The 17,043-nt window shown below is 30.4% G+C and carries 16 protein-coding genes; 10 read left to right on the top strand and 6 right to left on the bottom strand.

The genetic code is table 11. The features are described 5' to 3' along the window. Positions 1–8: 8 nt before the first annotated feature. Together N1F78_RS06730 and N1F78_RS06725 are read right to left on the bottom strand one after the other, a co-directional pair. Positions 9–578 carry a DUF4870 domain-containing protein gene (locus N1F78_RS06730; RefSeq protein WP_406685416.1) on the bottom strand — a complete coding sequence of 190 codons (570 nt, stop codon included), beginning with the start codon at positions 576–578 and terminating at the stop codon, positions 9–11. A 126-nt stretch (positions 579–704) separates the two neighbouring features. Then, positions 705–1,466 (bottom strand): TerB family tellurite resistance protein, encoded by a 762-nt coding sequence (locus N1F78_RS06725; RefSeq protein ID WP_406685415.1) that lies wholly within the window; start codon positions 1,464–1,466, stop codon positions 705–707. Positions 1,467–1,571: 105 nt separating this feature from the next. Between N1F78_RS06725 and N1F78_RS06720 the strand changes: the two genes are divergently transcribed. From N1F78_RS06720 to N1F78_RS06700, 5 genes are all read left to right on the top strand, one after another. Then, a complete protein-coding gene (locus tag N1F78_RS06720) occupies positions 1,572–1,943 on the top strand; it encodes a hypothetical protein (RefSeq protein WP_406685414.1) in 372 nt (123 codons plus the stop codon). Positions 1,944–2,115: 172 nt separating this feature from the next. Then, entirely contained in the window at positions 2,116–2,526 is a 411-nt protein-coding gene (locus N1F78_RS06715; RefSeq protein WP_406685413.1) for a BrxA/BrxB family bacilliredoxin, read from the top strand. 83 nt (positions 2,527–2,609) lie between these two features. Then, a complete protein-coding gene (locus tag N1F78_RS06710) occupies positions 2,610–3,347 on the top strand; it encodes a lysophospholipid acyltransferase family protein (RefSeq protein WP_406685412.1) in 738 nt (245 codons plus the stop codon). A gap of 8 nt (positions 3,348–3,355) precedes the next feature. After that, positions 3,356–4,351 carry an acyl-ACP desaturase gene (locus N1F78_RS06705; protein ID WP_406685411.1) on the top strand — a complete coding sequence of 332 codons (996 nt, stop codon included), beginning with the start codon at positions 3,356–3,358 and terminating at the stop codon, positions 4,349–4,351. Positions 4,352–4,417: 66 nt separating this feature from the next. Then, complete coding sequence (locus N1F78_RS06700) at positions 4,418–5,071, top strand: HD domain-containing protein (protein WP_406685410.1); 654 nt, start codon at positions 4,418–4,420, stop codon at positions 5,069–5,071. On the opposite strand, the gene N1F78_RS06695 is transcribed toward N1F78_RS06700, so the two are convergent. Both N1F78_RS06695 and N1F78_RS06690 read right to left on the bottom strand, forming a co-directional pair. Continuing rightward, positions 5,068–8,043, bottom strand: a complete 2,976-nt coding sequence (locus tag N1F78_RS06695) for a carboxypeptidase-like regulatory domain-containing protein (RefSeq protein WP_406685409.1) — start codon at positions 8,041–8,043, stop codon at positions 5,068–5,070. The two genes, N1F78_RS06700 and N1F78_RS06695, sit on opposite strands and share 4 nt — an antisense overlap. A 130-nt stretch (positions 8,044–8,173) precedes the next feature. Then, positions 8,174–9,049 carry an AraC family transcriptional regulator gene (locus N1F78_RS06690; RefSeq protein ID WP_406685408.1) on the bottom strand — a complete coding sequence of 292 codons (876 nt, stop codon included), beginning with the start codon at positions 9,047–9,049 and terminating at the stop codon, positions 8,174–8,176. A 108-nt stretch (positions 9,050–9,157) separates the two neighbouring features. Here N1F78_RS06690 and N1F78_RS06685 point away from each other — a divergent pair, with 108 nt between their 5' ends. From N1F78_RS06685 to N1F78_RS06670, 4 genes are all read left to right on the top strand, one after another. Next, complete coding sequence (locus tag N1F78_RS06685) at positions 9,158–9,289, top strand: hypothetical protein (RefSeq protein WP_406685407.1); 132 nt, start codon at positions 9,158–9,160, stop codon at positions 9,287–9,289. A gap of 318 nt (positions 9,290–9,607) precedes the next feature. After that, complete coding sequence (locus tag N1F78_RS06680; RefSeq protein WP_406685406.1) at positions 9,608–10,195, top strand: hypothetical protein; 588 nt, start codon at positions 9,608–9,610, stop codon at positions 10,193–10,195. A gap of 250 nt (positions 10,196–10,445) precedes the next feature. Continuing rightward, a complete protein-coding gene (locus tag N1F78_RS06675; protein ID WP_406685405.1) occupies positions 10,446–11,033 on the top strand; it encodes a hypothetical protein in 588 nt (195 codons plus the stop codon). 251 nt (positions 11,034–11,284) lie between these two features. Then, positions 11,285–11,884: a hypothetical protein gene (locus tag N1F78_RS06670; protein WP_406685404.1), complete on the top strand. Its 600-nt coding sequence runs from the start codon at positions 11,285–11,287 to the stop codon at positions 11,882–11,884. Positions 11,885–12,236: 352 nt separating this feature from the next. Here the strand turns inward: N1F78_RS06670 and N1F78_RS06665 are convergent, their stop codons facing one another. Further along, positions 12,237–13,310: a PA0069 family radical SAM protein gene (locus N1F78_RS06665; protein ID WP_406685403.1), complete on the bottom strand. Its 1,074-nt coding sequence runs from the start codon at positions 13,308–13,310 to the stop codon at positions 12,237–12,239. 209 nt (positions 13,311–13,519) lie between these two features. Here N1F78_RS06665 and N1F78_RS06660 point away from each other — a divergent pair, with 209 nt between their 5' ends. After that, positions 13,520–16,081, top strand: coding sequence for a M1 family metallopeptidase (locus tag N1F78_RS06660; protein ID WP_406685402.1), 2,562 nt, complete (start codon positions 13,520–13,522; stop codon positions 16,079–16,081). Positions 16,082–16,254: 173 nt separating this feature from the next. Here N1F78_RS06660 and N1F78_RS06655 read toward each other — a convergent pair whose 3' ends face one another. Then, on the bottom strand, positions 16,255–17,037 hold the full coding sequence (locus N1F78_RS06655) for an enoyl-CoA hydratase/isomerase family protein (protein ID WP_406685401.1): 783 nt from the start codon (positions 17,035–17,037) through the stop codon (positions 16,255–16,257). Positions 17,038–17,043 lie beyond the last annotated feature (6 nt).

Genomic DNA, 17,043 nt, shown 5'->3' with positions numbered 1-17,043 from the left:
GATAAAAATTAACCAAGTTTAACTTTCATAAAAGGAATTGATAAAGGGTAATAACAAGTGCCTTTACTTAAAGCAGTACGGATGCCAATTATACTTACTACTAACCCATATAAAACCACTGCCGCTGTTCCAAAAAAGTTGAAACCTGGAAAAGGAAAAAAAGCCAATAATGAGACAAAAAATAATAACATAATGGTGCAATGAAAATTAAATATTGCCCGTCCATGCTTATCATAAGTCTTGTTATCCCCAGATTTATGAATCCATAAAAATAAGGGAAACAAAATATTTGCAAAGGGGATAATTAGACCTAAAAATGGAGATGCATGTAATAAAAACATCCACTTACGTTCAAGAACTTCTTCGTTAGGATTTTCTAAAACTATGAGATCTTCTAAATTTACATCAAGACCAATAGCTAATAACTTAACAGTTTGTAAATGAGGTTGCACCTCACCTTTTTCTATACGTTGAATTGTTCGTACACCTACCGAAGATTTATCAGATAAGTCTTCTTGGGTATACCCTTTTAATTTTCTTTGATAAAGAAGGTTTTCGCTAATTGATTGTGTTTTCATTACTTAGGTTTTTGTTGGTACAAAGCTAAATCAACACCTTTGTTTTTTACACGCCACTTAAATGTCACCTAAGTGACACTTTGAGGTTTTATAGGGATAACAAGTAATAAGATACAATTTTATTATCTAAAACCTCAATTCCTTCTGTAAATGTTCATAAGCTTCTTGTACTTGCCTAAATTTTTCTTCAGCACCTTTTTGGTGTTCTTTGCCTAAGTGAATTACTCTATCCGGGTGATATTTTTTGGCCATTTTACGGTAGGCTTTTTTTATATCATCTACTGAAGCTCCTTTTTTAAGTTCTAATACAGTATAAGCATTATCACTACTACTATAAAACATAGCCTTTATACTTTCATAATCTCGTGCATTAATCCCTAAATAACCTGCCATAATTTGAATTTCACGTTCTTCATCTTGTGTAACAATACCGTCTGCCTTTGCAATACCAAATAAAAAGTGCATTAATTGCAAACGTGAAGGGTGATCCATCATTTGCTTAATTTGTAAACATACCTGTCTTTTAGAAATCTTTTGTTTACTTATACCTTTAAATAATTGGAAAGCATGATTTGCGCGCTCTTTGCCATACATATTGGAAAATTGCTGACGCACATAATCTAACTCTCTCTGGTCTTGCACACCATCTGCCTTTATCACTATGGATGCCAAAACAAGTAAACTTACCTCAAAATCACCCGATTGTGTTTGGGGGCGCTGTGGTCTGCTTCTATATGTGGTTCCTCTTTTACGTTTACCCTCTCCTAAAAGTGTATCTCCACCATTCATTGAATCAATAACACTTCCTATAGCAAGACCTATAATGGCGCCTATTGGCCCACCAAAAGACCATCCTAAGGCTCCGCCTATCCATTTTGAAAAACTCATGTATTAATTTCTTTATTTGTGTTCAAATATACTATTGTTAGTTAAATGTTTTTAATTTTTGTTACGCAACCCAATACAATTTTTATCATCTAAAAATAAAACACAATGAAACCCAAATATATTATTGTACTTTTTGTACTTGCTTTAAACCTTACAGGATGTAAATCTGATGACGATATGAATGGTATTGTTTGCACCTTAGAATACGTATATGGACTAAACATCACCTTAATTGATGCTTCCAATTTCAATAAAATTACAGATGATGTTACTGTTGTGGTTACTGATGGTGCTTACGAGGAAACCCTAACCTTAGGTATAGATTCCTTTTATGGAGCTGGTGAACGCGCTGGTATGTATGTTATTACTGTTACCTCATCTAATTATCAAACTTATGTGAGTGACCCAATTGAGGTAAGCGCAGATGAATGCCATGTTATACCAGAAGTTATGGAATTTACTTTACAGCCAAATTAAGTTGGCATTAAGGATAGAGCGGTATGTTTGAGCTCACCCAAAATTGGGTAGCGAATAGTGATAGCCTGACCTTATAATACTATAAGAATTATAAGGGAATGCCATAATAAATATTGCCATGTTTTTAATTAACTTTGCACTTTATTAATGCACAAAATTAAATTTTAAAGATATGTATCCAGCAGAATTAGTAAAACCAATGCGTGAAGATTTAACAAATGTTGGTTTTGAAGAATTACACACACCTGAAGCGGTTGAAGCTGCTTTGGCTAAAGAAGGCACTACATTAGTAGTGGTAAACTCTGTTTGCGGGTGTGCTGCGGCAAATGCAAGACCAGGAGCAAGAATGAGTTTACAAAATGATAATAAACCAGATAATATTGTAACCGTTTTTGCGGGTGTTGATAAAGATGCTGTAGCAAGAGCAAGAGAATTTATGATTCCGTTTCCTCCAAGTTCTCCAAGTATGGCTTTATTTAAAAATGGCGAATTAGTACATATGTTAGAACGCCACCATATTGAAGGAAGACCTGCTGAATTGATAGCAGAAAACTTGATTGATGCTTATAATGAGCATTGTTAATCATAAGATTGAAAAATAATTAAAAAGCTATGATTTAATCATGGCTTTTTTTGTTTGTTATTAGCATTACGCTATTTTTGGGCATGTTAAAAATTTTATCATATCCTGTAAGTGTTCTTTACTACACTTGTTTTCTAATTATACTGGTTATATTTCATCCTATCCAATGGTTTTGTTTCAACGTTTTTGGGTATAAAGCCCATAAAAAAAGTGTTGATTTTTTACAGTTTTTTTTGGTTCATTGTACAAAAATATTAGGCACAAGAGTATCTTTTAAAAATGGGCAAAATATTCCACTAAATACACCTTTAATTATTGTTGCCAATCATCAGAGCATGTATGATATATCACCTATTATGTGGTATATGCGAAGACATCATACTAAATTTATAAGTAAAATGGAATTGGGTAAAGGCATTCCTAGTGTATCATACAATTTGCGTCATGGTGGTTCTGTTTTAATTGATAGGAAAAACCCAAGACAGTCATTACCTGCCATTATGAAATTTGGAGAATATATTGAAACCAATAAACGAGCTGCCGTTATTTTCCCTGAAGGCACACGTAGTAAAAATGGTGCTCCAAAGGCTTTCCAAACTAAAGGCTTAGAGATTTTATTTAAAAAAATCCCATCAGCTTTAGTAGTTCCTATTTCAATAAATAATTCTTGGAAAATGCAACGTTATGGTACATTCCCCATGGGGCTAGGAACTCATATAAAGTTTAAAGTTCATAAACCATTGATAGTTAAAGATTATAAAGATAAATCTGAGCTTATTAGCTCTATAGAATCTACAATAAAAGCAGATATACATCATTAAAATATATTATGGCATTAAAAAATGTAAGGTTAGAAGTTATGCAGTTTTTGGAAAAAGATATTTCATCCTTAATGGATAAATATTTATTGCCAATAGAAAATATATGGCAACCAACAGATTTTCTTCCAAATTCAGAAAAGGACACTTTTTTTGAAGAAATAAAGGAAATTCAAGAACTCTCAAAGGAGTTGCCTTATGACTTTTGGGTAGTTTTAGTTGGAGATATGATCACTGAAGAGGCACTGCCTACTTATGAATCTTGGTTAATGGAAGTTGAAGGTGTTGACCAAGTAAAAAATGGAGGTAATGGTTGGAGCAAATGGGTTAAACACTGGACTGCTGAAGAAAACAGACATGGTGACGTACTTAATAAATATCTTTATTTATCTGGAAGGGTAAATATGAAAGAAATAGAAAAAACCACACAATACCTTATTGCAGATGGTTTTGATATTGGAACAGATAGAGACCCTTATAAAAATTTTGTATACACTAGTTTTCAAGAATTAGCTACTTATATTTCACATAATAGAGTTGCTAAAATTGCAAGAAAAAGTGGAAATAAAGCTTTAGGCAAAATGTGTCAGATTATTTCCGGAGATGAAATGCGTCATCATCATGCATATTCAGAATTTGTAGAGCGTATATTTAAAGTTGACCCAAGTGAAATGATGTTAGCATTTCATTATATGATGAAACAAAAAATAACAATGCCAGCACATTTTTTAAGAGAATCTGGAAACGCAATAAGTACCGCTTTTGAAGAGTTTTCTAACACTGCACAGCGTATTGGAGTTTATACTTCTACAGACTATGTTGACATTTTACAAAAACTTATTGATAGATGGGAAATTGATAAGATTACAAACCTTACAGATGAGGCAGAAAAAGCACGTGATTACCTTATGAAGCTTCCAGCTAGAATGTATCGCTTATCTGATCGCATAAAAATTCCTGAAAACTCTTATCAATTTAAATGGGTACAACCAGCGGTTTCTAAGTAATTATTTCAAACCTTAAAATAGCAGCAGTTTTCAAGAAATAAAATACTTTTCTATTTTTATATTCTTATGACTTCAGAAGAACTAATTAATAAAACTAAAACTTTTGTAAAAGAAAGCCTTTCCGATGCAGAAGGAGGTCATGATTGGTTTCATGTTTTAAGAGTTTATAAAAATGCCTTATTAATTGCAAAAAAAGAACCAGTTGATATATTAATTGTGTCTTTGGGTGCTTTATTACATGATATTGCCGACAGTAAATTTTATAATGGAGACGAAACAGTTGGCCCTAATATAGCACGTGAGTTTTTATTTAAACAAAATGTAGATTCTGTAGTCATTGAACATGTTGTTAAAATTATTGAAAACATTTCCTTTAAAGGGGGTAATGAAGCTCAGAAATTTAAATCTGTTGAACTAGATGTTATTCAAGATGCCGATAGATTAGATGCCATTGGTGCTATAGGAATAGCAAGGTGTTTTAATTATGGTGGTTTTAAGAACCGCCAACTTTACAATCCAGATATTAAGCCTAATCTTAGCATGTCTAAAGAAGAATATAAATCTTCAACTGCTCCAACAATTAACCATTTTTACGAAAAATTACTTCTATTAAAAGACCGAATGAATACAGGAACAGGTAAGCTATTGGCAGCAAAAAGACATGTTTTTATGGAAGAGTATTTAAAACAGTTTTACGAAGAGTGGAACGGCAATGTTTAATTAGATGAATACATAAATTCATCTAATGTTGCTTCTTTATGTTGTTCAAATAGTTTTATTACTCTAACAGTCTTACTTTCATTTGGTTTTGCAAAGTTTTTAAACACCGTATATTTTAAATAACAAGGTGTAAGGGTTTCTTCTTTTTTTAGATTTTTAATATTTATTACCCATTTGCCATTTTCTGCATCATCTATAAAAAACTCCTCTACATGATACCCATTCTTTAACCCATCTAATAAACGTTCTTTTTTTGAAAACTCAGAAAGCTCCCAGGTAAAATACTTGTTATTTGGATTTACAAATTGAATTTCAAACTCTGCCAATGGATTATTCCATTCAAAAACCAAACGCATGTCTTGCTTAAAGTTTATACTCAAAATATCTGAAGGCAAATCTCTATAAACAACTTCAGATTTATGTAATAAAACTAAGTGTCTAAGCTCATTAACCAATACATCTTTTAAACCAGAGAAATCAACACCTTCAATGACCCCAAAAAGCATTTGTTTATATAATAGCATTGCCTCATTAAATTCTCCTGTATTTTGATAAATTAAAGCCAAATCTCTATAAGATTGAGCCTTTTTAGGGTTTAATTTTAATATTCTTTTGTAAATATATTTAGCCTCTTCATATTTATTCAACGCTTCTAATTTATATGCTAATGTTTTTAATGCTTTAGCATTATTATAAGCTATATCAGCAATGCTGGTCAAAATTTTAAATGCCGTTTTAGAATCCCACCTTTCAAAATATTCTGATGCGTCAAAATAAAATGAGATAGAAGGTTGATCTAAGCTATGTTTTTGCTTTTTATAAATGTCTAGGGCTTCTTTAAAAGAGGAAGCTGAATTTAATTCATTTATATATTTTGAATATGTAGCATTTGTTTTTGCTAATAACTTACTGCTATCATAATCATTATCTGTACTTAAATACCTGTTTTCTAATTTATTTGAACTTCTATTTATTGCTGTTTTAGTAACTATCATTATAGCTCCCCCTGCAGCGATAGACCCAAACCTATTAGTGGCTGCAAAAGATTTAAGAACTAAAATTGAGGCAATATTTTGTGGGGAAATAGATAAAATGTTTAGAGTTTCAATTCCATCAACAAAAATGGCCGGAGTAATTCTTCTATCCCTAATCCATATTTTTGGATTTAAGGAAGGCCCTGAAACATTAACCCCAGGAGTTTTACGCAGTACATCAGCCAAATAAATATCAGAAGGACTGATATCATCACCTTTAAGAAAATATGAAGAATAACCATCGTTCCTATTAGCATTTCTAGCAATTTGCGACAAGGAATCTCTCTTTTCTTTTATAGTTTCAATATTTACTTCGTCTAACATCTCACCTTCAAATTCAAGTTCAATGTTTATGTTTTTTTTATTAGAAACTTGTACCTCTTTCTGTTCAACTCCAAAATAATTTACCAACAAAACATCTCCATAATTTGCCGAAATTGAATAAGCCCCCTCCTTATTAGTTAAAACTTCATTAAAGGAACCCTTTACATTAATTGAAACACCTTCAATCAAAGTAGTATCAGTAAATACTTTACCATAAACATTACCATTTTTGCCTTCATTATCCAATGTGTAAATTGCTCTATCTTCCACATCAAACTCCAAAATTTTTAAAGCAGAAGTTATTGAGGTATTAAATAAGTTAATGTAGTAACCCTCGGTTTTTAAAGAAATACTCTGTAATTTATTATGATTTGCATTTTTAGAAGAACTAAAACAAAAAACAGGACTTTCTAATTCATCATTGTTATTTGCTAATGTAGAAAAGCCATCTGAAAATAATAAAATAGCATCTGCTATACCTAAATCATTTAATTCTAGACTAGAAATGTTAGTAGCACCTTCGTAATAAGAATTCTTTAAATAATTTATAAGTAATTCCACATTACCATTATTAATATCGAATACCTTACTATCATCTATTTCATTGCTGAATCTTACAACCTTTACCGATACATTTTTTAATTTATTAAAATACGCTTTTAAAAAATCTATTTCTTTATATGCATCCCTATTATACATCATAGAAGCAGAGGTATCCCATAGAATAGTTATTTTTTTTGGCGCAATTCTTTTCACAATTTCAGCCTTTCTCTTAGGGAATGAAGTATTTAGCTTAAATGCCATTTTAGCATCTTTGATTACCTTCCAATTATCTTGACTAATATACCTTGTGTAAGTTGTTCCAGAATCGGTACCGGCAATAACGAAGCCAATATCATTTCCATAAACTTCAACCAATTCAATACTAACAATAATATCGTCATCCACTTTTATGTTATAAGGTCTTAAATCAATAGTATCAATACGTTTACCCTTTTTTACAATATGGAAAATATTGGTATTTAATAAATTTTTATTTGGTAATTTTTTTTGGGAATCATAAACATTAACTCTTAGCTTTACACTATCAGATCTATTTTCAAGCACCCTTAATTTTAAATCTAATAATTTAGAATTCTTTTTGTTTATTCTAATTTTAGTTGCTATTTCTCCTCCCAAAGCAATACCATCTTTCCAATAACCTATTGTATAGCCATTAAAATCTAAACCCCCTACTTGCTTCTTCTCTCTTTCTTCTGGGGTAATTATAACTTTATCTAAACTAAAATTTTGGGGTTCTAAAAATATTTTATTAGTTGTTGCTAATTTGGAAAACAAATTAGAAGCTTTTATTTGTAATGTTTTATACCCTAAAGAAGAGAACTGTAAAACTTCTAATTCTCCTATGTTATCTTCACTGTATTCTAATTGAAATTTTCCGTTTTCATCACTCACAGTTCCAACACTTTTAGCTAAAAAACCTATATTAACATATGGCAATGGTTTATTGGTGTTTTTTTCTAAAACAAAAGCATCAATTATTACAACCTCTTGCGCTAAACTAGTTTTCCAAAAGCATAAAACTATTAAGGTTATAATAAATACATTTTTCATACAGAAATTAGTTTTAGATTAAAACATTCACAAATTTCATTAAAAATACTTACAACTTTTATAAAATAAAAAAAGATGTTCATTTCTCTTGTTGAACATCTTTCTTAATTTTTTTTTGAATAAGCTTTATTTAGCTTATAATTTGCTTTATTTCTTTTCTATAATTTGAAGCACTCTTGCCTATTACTTCGTTAAATTGCTTATTGAAATGAGAGAAGTTATTGAAACCACATTCAAAGCATACATCAGCAATACTCATTTTACTTTCATTAAGCAATTTGGTAGCGTGTACAATTCTTATTTCATTAACCATTTGTGTAAAGGTTTTTCCCGTAGTCTTTTTAAAATATCTGCAAAACGCCGGTACTGTCATACTTACCTTATCAGCAATATCATCTAAAGCTATATGCTCCTTAAAATTGGCGTTAACATATTTATATACCGTCTTAATTTTATCAGTATCCTGCGGTTCTGTTTCAAACACAAAGCCATCGGCATTTAAAATAGTGTAATCACTAGTTTTTGACAAGTAATGCAAAATTTCTAAAAGTTTTAAAACTCTATCAAATCCAGTATAACTTTCTAATTCTTCTATTTTAGTACCAACTACATCTTTGGCAGTTCTATTAAACTTAATACCACTTTTGGCCTTTTCAAATAGAGCTGCTATGGCTGATGCCTCTTGTACATTATTAAGAAAATCTTCTCCTAAAAAATCAGGGCTAAACTGAATAGTAGTTTCAACACCAGCCGCGGTTAGCCTATCGGTAAATCCATTATGTGGTAAATTTGATCCTATCAAAATTAACTGGCTATTATTGAAATATGATAAGTGATTACCAATATGTGTCTTTCCTTGACCTCTATTAATATAAATAAGTTCAATTTCAGGGTGAAAATGCCAAAACATTTCACCTCTATCTAATTTGTCGTTATGTTGTTTCACCATTATGGAATTACCAAACGTTGGTGACAACTTCTTGAATGTAGGTTTCTTAGTTATCATAGCGGGTAACATTTAAATACAAAATTACAATATATTATGCATACATTGTATATGTTATTGATATTATTGTATGTTATTTTAACTTAACAGTTATTTAACATATGGTTAATGGTTAATATAGCATACAAAATGGCTAAAATTGATGTTTTTACAGCTGTATATCCATCTTATCTTTGCTGTGTAGTTATTAATCAAGTATATAAAGAAATTAAAACAGGAAATATTAATAACCTTTTTTAATTTAATATAAAAAATTCATACAAAATACATTAATAATTAGTTTAATGTCTTATTTAGTTTAGTTGGTAAAGTGGGCTGTGGTGGCCCACTTTTTTTTACCCAAATGTTTGTAAACTATTTAAACTCTACTTACTTTATTAATAGATTCTATAGACCATAATTTATATATTATTACCTCAATATTATGGTATTTTAACCTAACATAAAATTAACAATAAGTTAACAGGTAATTTAGAATATAAATTGGCGAATTTCAGTGTTTTGTAAATTAAGAATCCAACATAAATTTGCAGTATAAAACGTTAAAAAACGCTTATTATGAAAAACGTATTAAACAACACAAAAAAAGGAATTTTAATGGTAGCCATGTTAGCTACGGTTATGAGTTTCGCTAATGAAATTGACGGAAGAGATTTTAAAGTTACTGCATTAACTATTAATAATGTAAAAGAAGGTAACCTTCTATCTATTAAAGATATTAATGGTAGTATAATATATACAGAAACTATTGAACAATCTGGTAGCTATACAAAAGGGTTTGATTTAACAGAATTACCTGATGGAAAGTATTTCTTTGAATTAATCAAGGATATAGAAATTAAAACTATTCCATTTACGGTTAAATCAAATATTGCAACCTTTAATAAAGAAAAGGAAACTATTATTTTTAAGCCTTTTGTTAAAACGGACAATGATTTAGTTTACATCACCAAACTTGCCCCTGAGTTAGAGCCATTAAAAATAAATGTATATGGCCTATATAGTGGAGGTGCCTCTGAATTACTATTCACTGAAACTATTAAAGGTAAAGAAAATATAGAGCGTGTTTTAAAATTAGACAAAGGAGACTACAAAATTGTATTTCACTCTAATAATAAAACATATACAAAATACATTAATAACTAGTTTAATGTCTTATTTAGTTTAGTTGGTAAGGTGGGCTGTGGTGGCCCACTTTTTTTTGCCCTTATTTTTGGTAAAACCATGATCTCTCAAAATATATGTGAAATTAACCATGCTATAAACCCAATTAACTTTACCTAAACATATCATAAAAATAACAGATAATTTAGCACATATATTAGTGAATATCAATGTTTTATAAATTTATTCCCTACTATATATTTGTAGTGTAAAACGTTAAAAACACCAAATCATGAAAAACGTATTAAACAACACAAAAAAAGGAATTTTAATGGTAGCCATGTTAGCTACGGTTATGGGTTTCGCTAATGAAATTGACGGAAGAGATTTAAGAATTACCGCATTAACTATTAATAATGTAAAAGAAGGTAACCTTCTTTCTATTAAAGACATTAATGGTAGTACCCTTTATACAGAAATTATTGAACAATCTGGTAGTTATACTAAAGGGTTTGATTTAACAGAATTACCTGATGGCAGTTATTTCTTTGAATTAGATAAAGACATAACAATTAAAACTATTCCGTTTAATGTAAAGTCTAACATTGCAGTCTTTGATAAAGATAAGGAGACTATTATTTTTAAACCATTTGTTCAAAAACATAACGATTTAGTTTACATTACCAAGCTTGCCCCAGAATTAGAGCCATTAAAAATAAATGTATATGGTTTATACAGTAGTGGTGCTTCTGAATTATTATTCACTGAAACCATTAAAGGTAAAGAAAATATAGAACGTGTTTTAAAATTAGAAAGAGGAAACTACAAGATTGTATTTAACTCTAATGATAAAACATATACAAAATACATTAATAACTAGTTTAATGTCTTATTTAGTTTAGTTGGTAAAGTGGGCTGTGGTGGCCCACTTTTTTTTTGACCTTTATTTTGGCTAAAAGCATGATCTCTTAAATATATGTGAAATTAACCATGCCATAAACCCTATTAACTTAACCTAAAGTTATCCTAAAAATAACAGATAATTTAGCATATAAATCGGTGAATATCAATGTTTTATAAGTTTTTTTCCTATTATATATTTGTAATGTAAAACGTTAAAAACACCAAATCATGAAAAACGTATTAACAAACACCAAAAAAGGAATCTTAATGGTAGCCATATTAGCTACGGTTATGGGTTTCGCAAATGAAGTTTCTATTAAAAACTTTAAAAAAGATTTAAAAGCAACTGCATTAACAATTGAGGATGTAAAAGAGGGTAACCTTCTTTCTATTAAAGATGATCACGGTATCACGCTATATAAGGAAATGATTAAACAATCAGGTATTTATACAAAAGGTTTTGATTTAACCGAATTACCTGATGGAAGTTATTTCTTTGAACTAGACAAGGAAATAGAAATTAAAACTATTCCATTTACTGTTAAATCTAACAAAGTAACCTTCAACAAAGAAAAAGAGACTACAATCTATAAACCATTTGTGAGAGAAGAAAATGGTTTGATTTATATTTCTCAACTTGCTCTAGATTTAGAACCTTTGAAAATAAGTGTGCATGCACTTTACTATGATAGTTCTTCTGAAATAGTTTATAAAGAAACTATTAAAGGTATTCAAAATATTGAACGCGTTTTTAAGTTAGAGACAGGTAGTTACAAAATAGTATTTAACTTTAATAACAAAGAACTTACCAAATACATTAACAATTAATAACCCATTATTTAATTTAGTTTTGCTGAAGCGGGCTTTTAAGCCCGCTTTTTTGTTTTAAATACCAATACATTTTAACTTTAAAAAAAAATTTCAAACAACATGCTAATTTAGAACATAAACTTATCAAATTCAATGTTTTATATAACCTAAAAGTGTTTTATTTTTGAACTGAATATGATTATAAACCCATTATAAAAACTATTGATTATGTTTATTTCACAAGCCTACCATTGCAACCAAATTAGAAACGAGAAACCTTTAAACAAAACCAGAAAATTTTTAGATTTAAAACACCTAAAAATCTTTAATTCCAACAAAAAGGTTTTAGCTTTTAAAGCTTAAAATAGCACTAAAACAATTTTAATTGTCCATCTTTATGCAACTCATGAAGTGTTGTATTAAGTTTGGGCATTTTTTTGTCTTTAAAATATTTTCGTTGCCCCATTTTAACAAGATTATTAATTTGCTCTGCTATTTTACCCTCTCCTCGCATTCTTTTTCCATACCTAGAATCGTTTAAACTTCCTCCGTGGCAGTTCTCTATTTGATGTAAAACTTTATCTGCCCTATCTGGCATTGTTTTTTTAATCCAATCTCTAAATATTTCGCCAATAGCCCCATTTAACCTCACTATTGTGTGTCCAATAGACAAAGCACCATGCTCTGAAGCTGCTTTGGCTAAAGCCAAAATTTCATGACTGTTTATTGAAGGAATTATAGGTGCAATCATTACGTTAACAGGAACGCCATTTTCACTTAAAATTTTAACAGTTTCTAAACGTTTTTTTATGGTTGCTGTTCTAGGCTCTAAAATACGCCGTGTATTTTCACTTAAAGATGTTATTGATATATTAACTGCAATTAAATGGTCCTTTGCTAATGCTCTTACAATCTCTAAATCACGTAAAATCAATGTATTTTTTGTAATAATGCCTACCGGATGTTTATATTTTAAAAACACCTCTAAGCATCGTCTTGTAATATTATAAATCTGTTCTGCAGGTTGGTAGCAATCTGTATTGCCAGACATTACAATAGTTTGTGCATGCCAACTTTTCTTTTTTAATTGATTCTCTAACAATATAGGTGCTTCTTTTTTAACCAAAATTCTACGTTCAAAGTCTAAACCAGCACTATAACCCCAATATTCATGTGTGTTACGAGCATAGCAGTAAATACAACCATGTTCACAACCTTGGTAGGCATTCATAGAATACATCATACCCACATCCGGACTGGTTACTTTATTGACTATGGTTTTTGGAAATACTTCTATATAACGCGTTTTATTTTTATCGGCTTTTTCACCTTCTTTTTGGCAATATTCAAGGAAATCTTCACGCATTTCGTGATTTAAATCGAAGAAACGGTTAGGGACATTGAGCTGGGCTCCACGTCCCTTTATAACAGATTTGGGGTTCATATTTTTAAAATTTACAAAGTGTTTGAGTATACCTGACCACTTAAAATTACTGAGAATTTAAGCTTGTAAATGTTAAAGGAATTATGGGTTATTAACAATTTGACTTTGTACCATTTTTCTGCTACCTTCGTTTAATCAGTAGATATAAAACATTGAAATTATTTCATATTAAACTTAGCAAAAGATAATCTTACATATCCAAAAACACTTTGACTAAATCTTTATTATACATATTTGCGCTACTTTATTGTATTTCTTGTACAAAAACTCCTAAAGAACCTTTATTATTTAACAGTACTGGAGTTTCATTAGACTTGGCAAACTATCGAAGTACGCAGGTACAAGATGTTGTTTATCATTTATCTTTTAACATTCCAAAAGAAAAAGAACTGCCCATAGTAGCTAACCTTGTTTTGGAAACTAATATAAATCATCTTACTCATCCACTTTATTTAGATTTTAAAGAACAATCATCGGCGTTAAAAAACATTATTGTTAATGAAAAACCAATTGCTATAACTCACATTAAAGAACACATCATAATTCCTAAAGAATCTTTACAATTGGGATTAAACACTATAGAAATTGATTTTATAGCTGGTGAATTATCTTTAAATAGAAATAGCGATTTTCTGTATACATTATTAGTTCCTGACCGCGCCAGAACATTATTTCCATGTTTCGATCAACCAAACATCAAAGCTAATTATAGGCTTAGTATTACTGCTCCAAAAAGCTGGGAGGTTCTATGTGCAGCTCCAATTATTAGAAAAAGCACCCACAAAGAATCGATAACTTATCAATTTGAAAAATCTAATAAAATGAGCACCTATTTGTTCTCTTTTGTAGCTGGAAAGTTTACAGCAGTTAACTCTCAAGAAACAGATCGTACCATGAATATGCTTTATAGAGAAACCAATGAAGAAAAAATTAAGACAAGTACATCAGCTATTTTTAATTTGCACCAATCTTCTTTAGATTTTTTAGAAAACTACACTCAATATCAGTTTCCATTTCAAAAATTTGATTTTGCAACTATCCCAGGATTTCAGTATGGAGGGATGGAACACACAGGTGCGATACAATATAGAGAGTCCAGTTTATTTTTAGATAAAAGTGCTACTCGCTCACAAGAATTATCTAGAGCAAAACTTATTGCACATGAAACGGCACATATGTGGTTTGGAAATCTAGTGACAATGCAATGGTTCAATGATGTATGGATGAAAGAAGTATTCGCTAATTTTATGGCAGATAAAATTGTAAATCCTGTTTTCACTGATATCAATCATGACCTTCAATTTTTAATATCACATTATCCAAGGGCCTATGGAGTTGATCGTACACAAGGCGCGAATGCAATTCGGCAAGAATTGGACAATCTTAATAATGCAGGATCACTTTATGGAAGTATTATATATAATAAAGCCCCTATTATGATGCGTCAGTTAGAGTTATCAATAGGGAAAACAAACTTTAAAGAAGGGATTAGAGAATATGTTTCCACCTATGCAAATAGTAATGCCGACTGGAATCAATTAATAACTATTCTTGATAAAAAAACAGATCTTGATTTACAAACTTGGAGTGATGTATGGGTTAACTCAACTGGAAGACCTGTATTTCATGAAGATATTCAATTTGATAACACCAATAACATTAAACAATTTATTCTTACTCAAAATGCAGAAGATGGCTCATCAAAATTTTGGCCTCAATCTTTTGATATTAGCCTTGTATACCCGAATAAAATTGTTACAATTCCTGTGCTAAGCAATGCAAAGAGCATAGAAATAGCGCAAGCTATTGGAGCTCCAAAACCCATGTATATCTTGTATAATAGCGATGGGTATGGGTATGGGGTATTTCCAGTTAATGATGCAGTTATAAAACAAACCTTTTCAATAAAAGAAGAAGTTTCAAGAGCGCAATCTTATCTAAACATTTATGAAAACACTCTTAATGGAACAATTAATAATACGATTGCTTTTGAAAATCTCAAAATAGGACTGGAAACAGAGCTCAATGAACTAATTTTAAAAATAATTTCTGCGCAATTAACTAATCTATATTGGAATTCATTCACACATGAACAACGTCTCGCTCACCTGCCTAAATTAGAACAACTAATCTATAACAGACTTCAACAGAATGAATCCAAAAACATCAAAAAATCGCTCTTTAATAGTTATAAATCCATTGCACATTCTAAATCTGGAATTGAAAAACTTTATAGGATTTGGAGTAAAGAAGAAACTATAAATAATCTAACTTTAAACCAAGACGATTATACCTATTTGGGACAACAATTAGCACTGTTTGGTCATCATAAGTCAAAGGAGATATTAGCAAAATCTAAGTCAGAGCTTACCAATGCTGATAAAATAAAACGATTTGAGTTTTTAATACCTGCGTTAGATCCTGATCCTGAGATAAGAACAGCATTTTTTAAATCATTTAAAGATCCTAAAAACAGAGAAAAAGAAAATTGGACATTAACAGCAGCATGGTATATTCATCATCCTCTGAAACAAAATGAAGGAATTAAATCTGTAGAAATGAGTCTGGAAATTCTTGAAGAAATTCAACAAACAGGAGATATTTTTTTCCCACTAGGATGGTTAAATAATACTATTGGCCAATATAATTCTAAAGAAGCTTATCTTATGGTAAAAGACTACATTAATTCAAATCCAACACTTGATAAAAACTTAAAGAAAAAACTATTACAAGCCACAGATAATCTTTACAGAAAACATGGGAAAAAATAGTAGTTCAAATATCACTTCTTTACAAGGGAGTAAATAAAAAACTACTAATACATAATATTGTCTAAAAAAGATGTTTTCCTTGCCTTTATCTTGTTTCAATTTGTTCTTGGGAAATCCTAATCGGATTTTAACCTACGGAATTATACACGAAGCTGTCAAATGGAACCTTGAAATTATCTTCCAGGAAAATCCGCTTTTCGTTTTTCTAAAAAGGCGGTGGTACCTTCAGCAAAATCTTCTGTTCCAAAGCATCTACCAAATTCTTTAATTTCAACTTCAAAACCATTAATACCATCTTTAAAACTTGAATTAACCGCTTTAATAGCACCGGAAATAGCTACAGAAGAGTTTTGGGTTATTTTTAAAGCTATTTTATTACAAAGTGGTAATAACTCTTCTTGTGTAGTAACATGATTTACCAAACCATAACTAAAAGCCCTGTTGGCATCAATCATACCAGCAGTCATAATTAATTCCATAGCACGCCCCTTACCGACTAAATGCGTTAAGCGTTGCGTACCACCATAACCAGGAATAACACCAAGTGATACTTCTGGCAAGCCCATTTTAGCATTATCACTAGCTACTCTAAAATGACACGCCATAGCTAACTCTAAACCACCACCTAGCGCAAAACCATTTACTGCTGCTATTACAGGTGTAGAAAGATTTTCAACAAAGTCAAAAAGTATTTTTTGCCCATTTGCTGCTAAGTACTCACCTTCTTCAACATTATAATCAGCAAATTCGCTAATATCAGCACCCGCAACAAAAGCCTTTTCACCGCTTCCAGTTACAATAACAACCTTAGTGTTTTCATCCAAGTCAGCATCCTTAAATGCATGGTGCAATTCATTGATAGTTTCTTGATTTAAGGCGTTTAATTTTTTTGGACGGTTTATGGTAATGGCAGTAATGCCATTATCATATTCAGTTTGAATATTATTGAAATTCATAATTAA

Origin of the sequence: Seonamhaeicola sp. MEBiC01930 (genome assembly GCF_045277075.1) — a bacterium.
Taxonomy (GTDB): domain Bacteria; phylum Bacteroidota; class Bacteroidia; order Flavobacteriales; family Flavobacteriaceae; genus Seonamhaeicola.
This window is presented reverse-complemented; position numbering and strand designations above follow the sequence as displayed.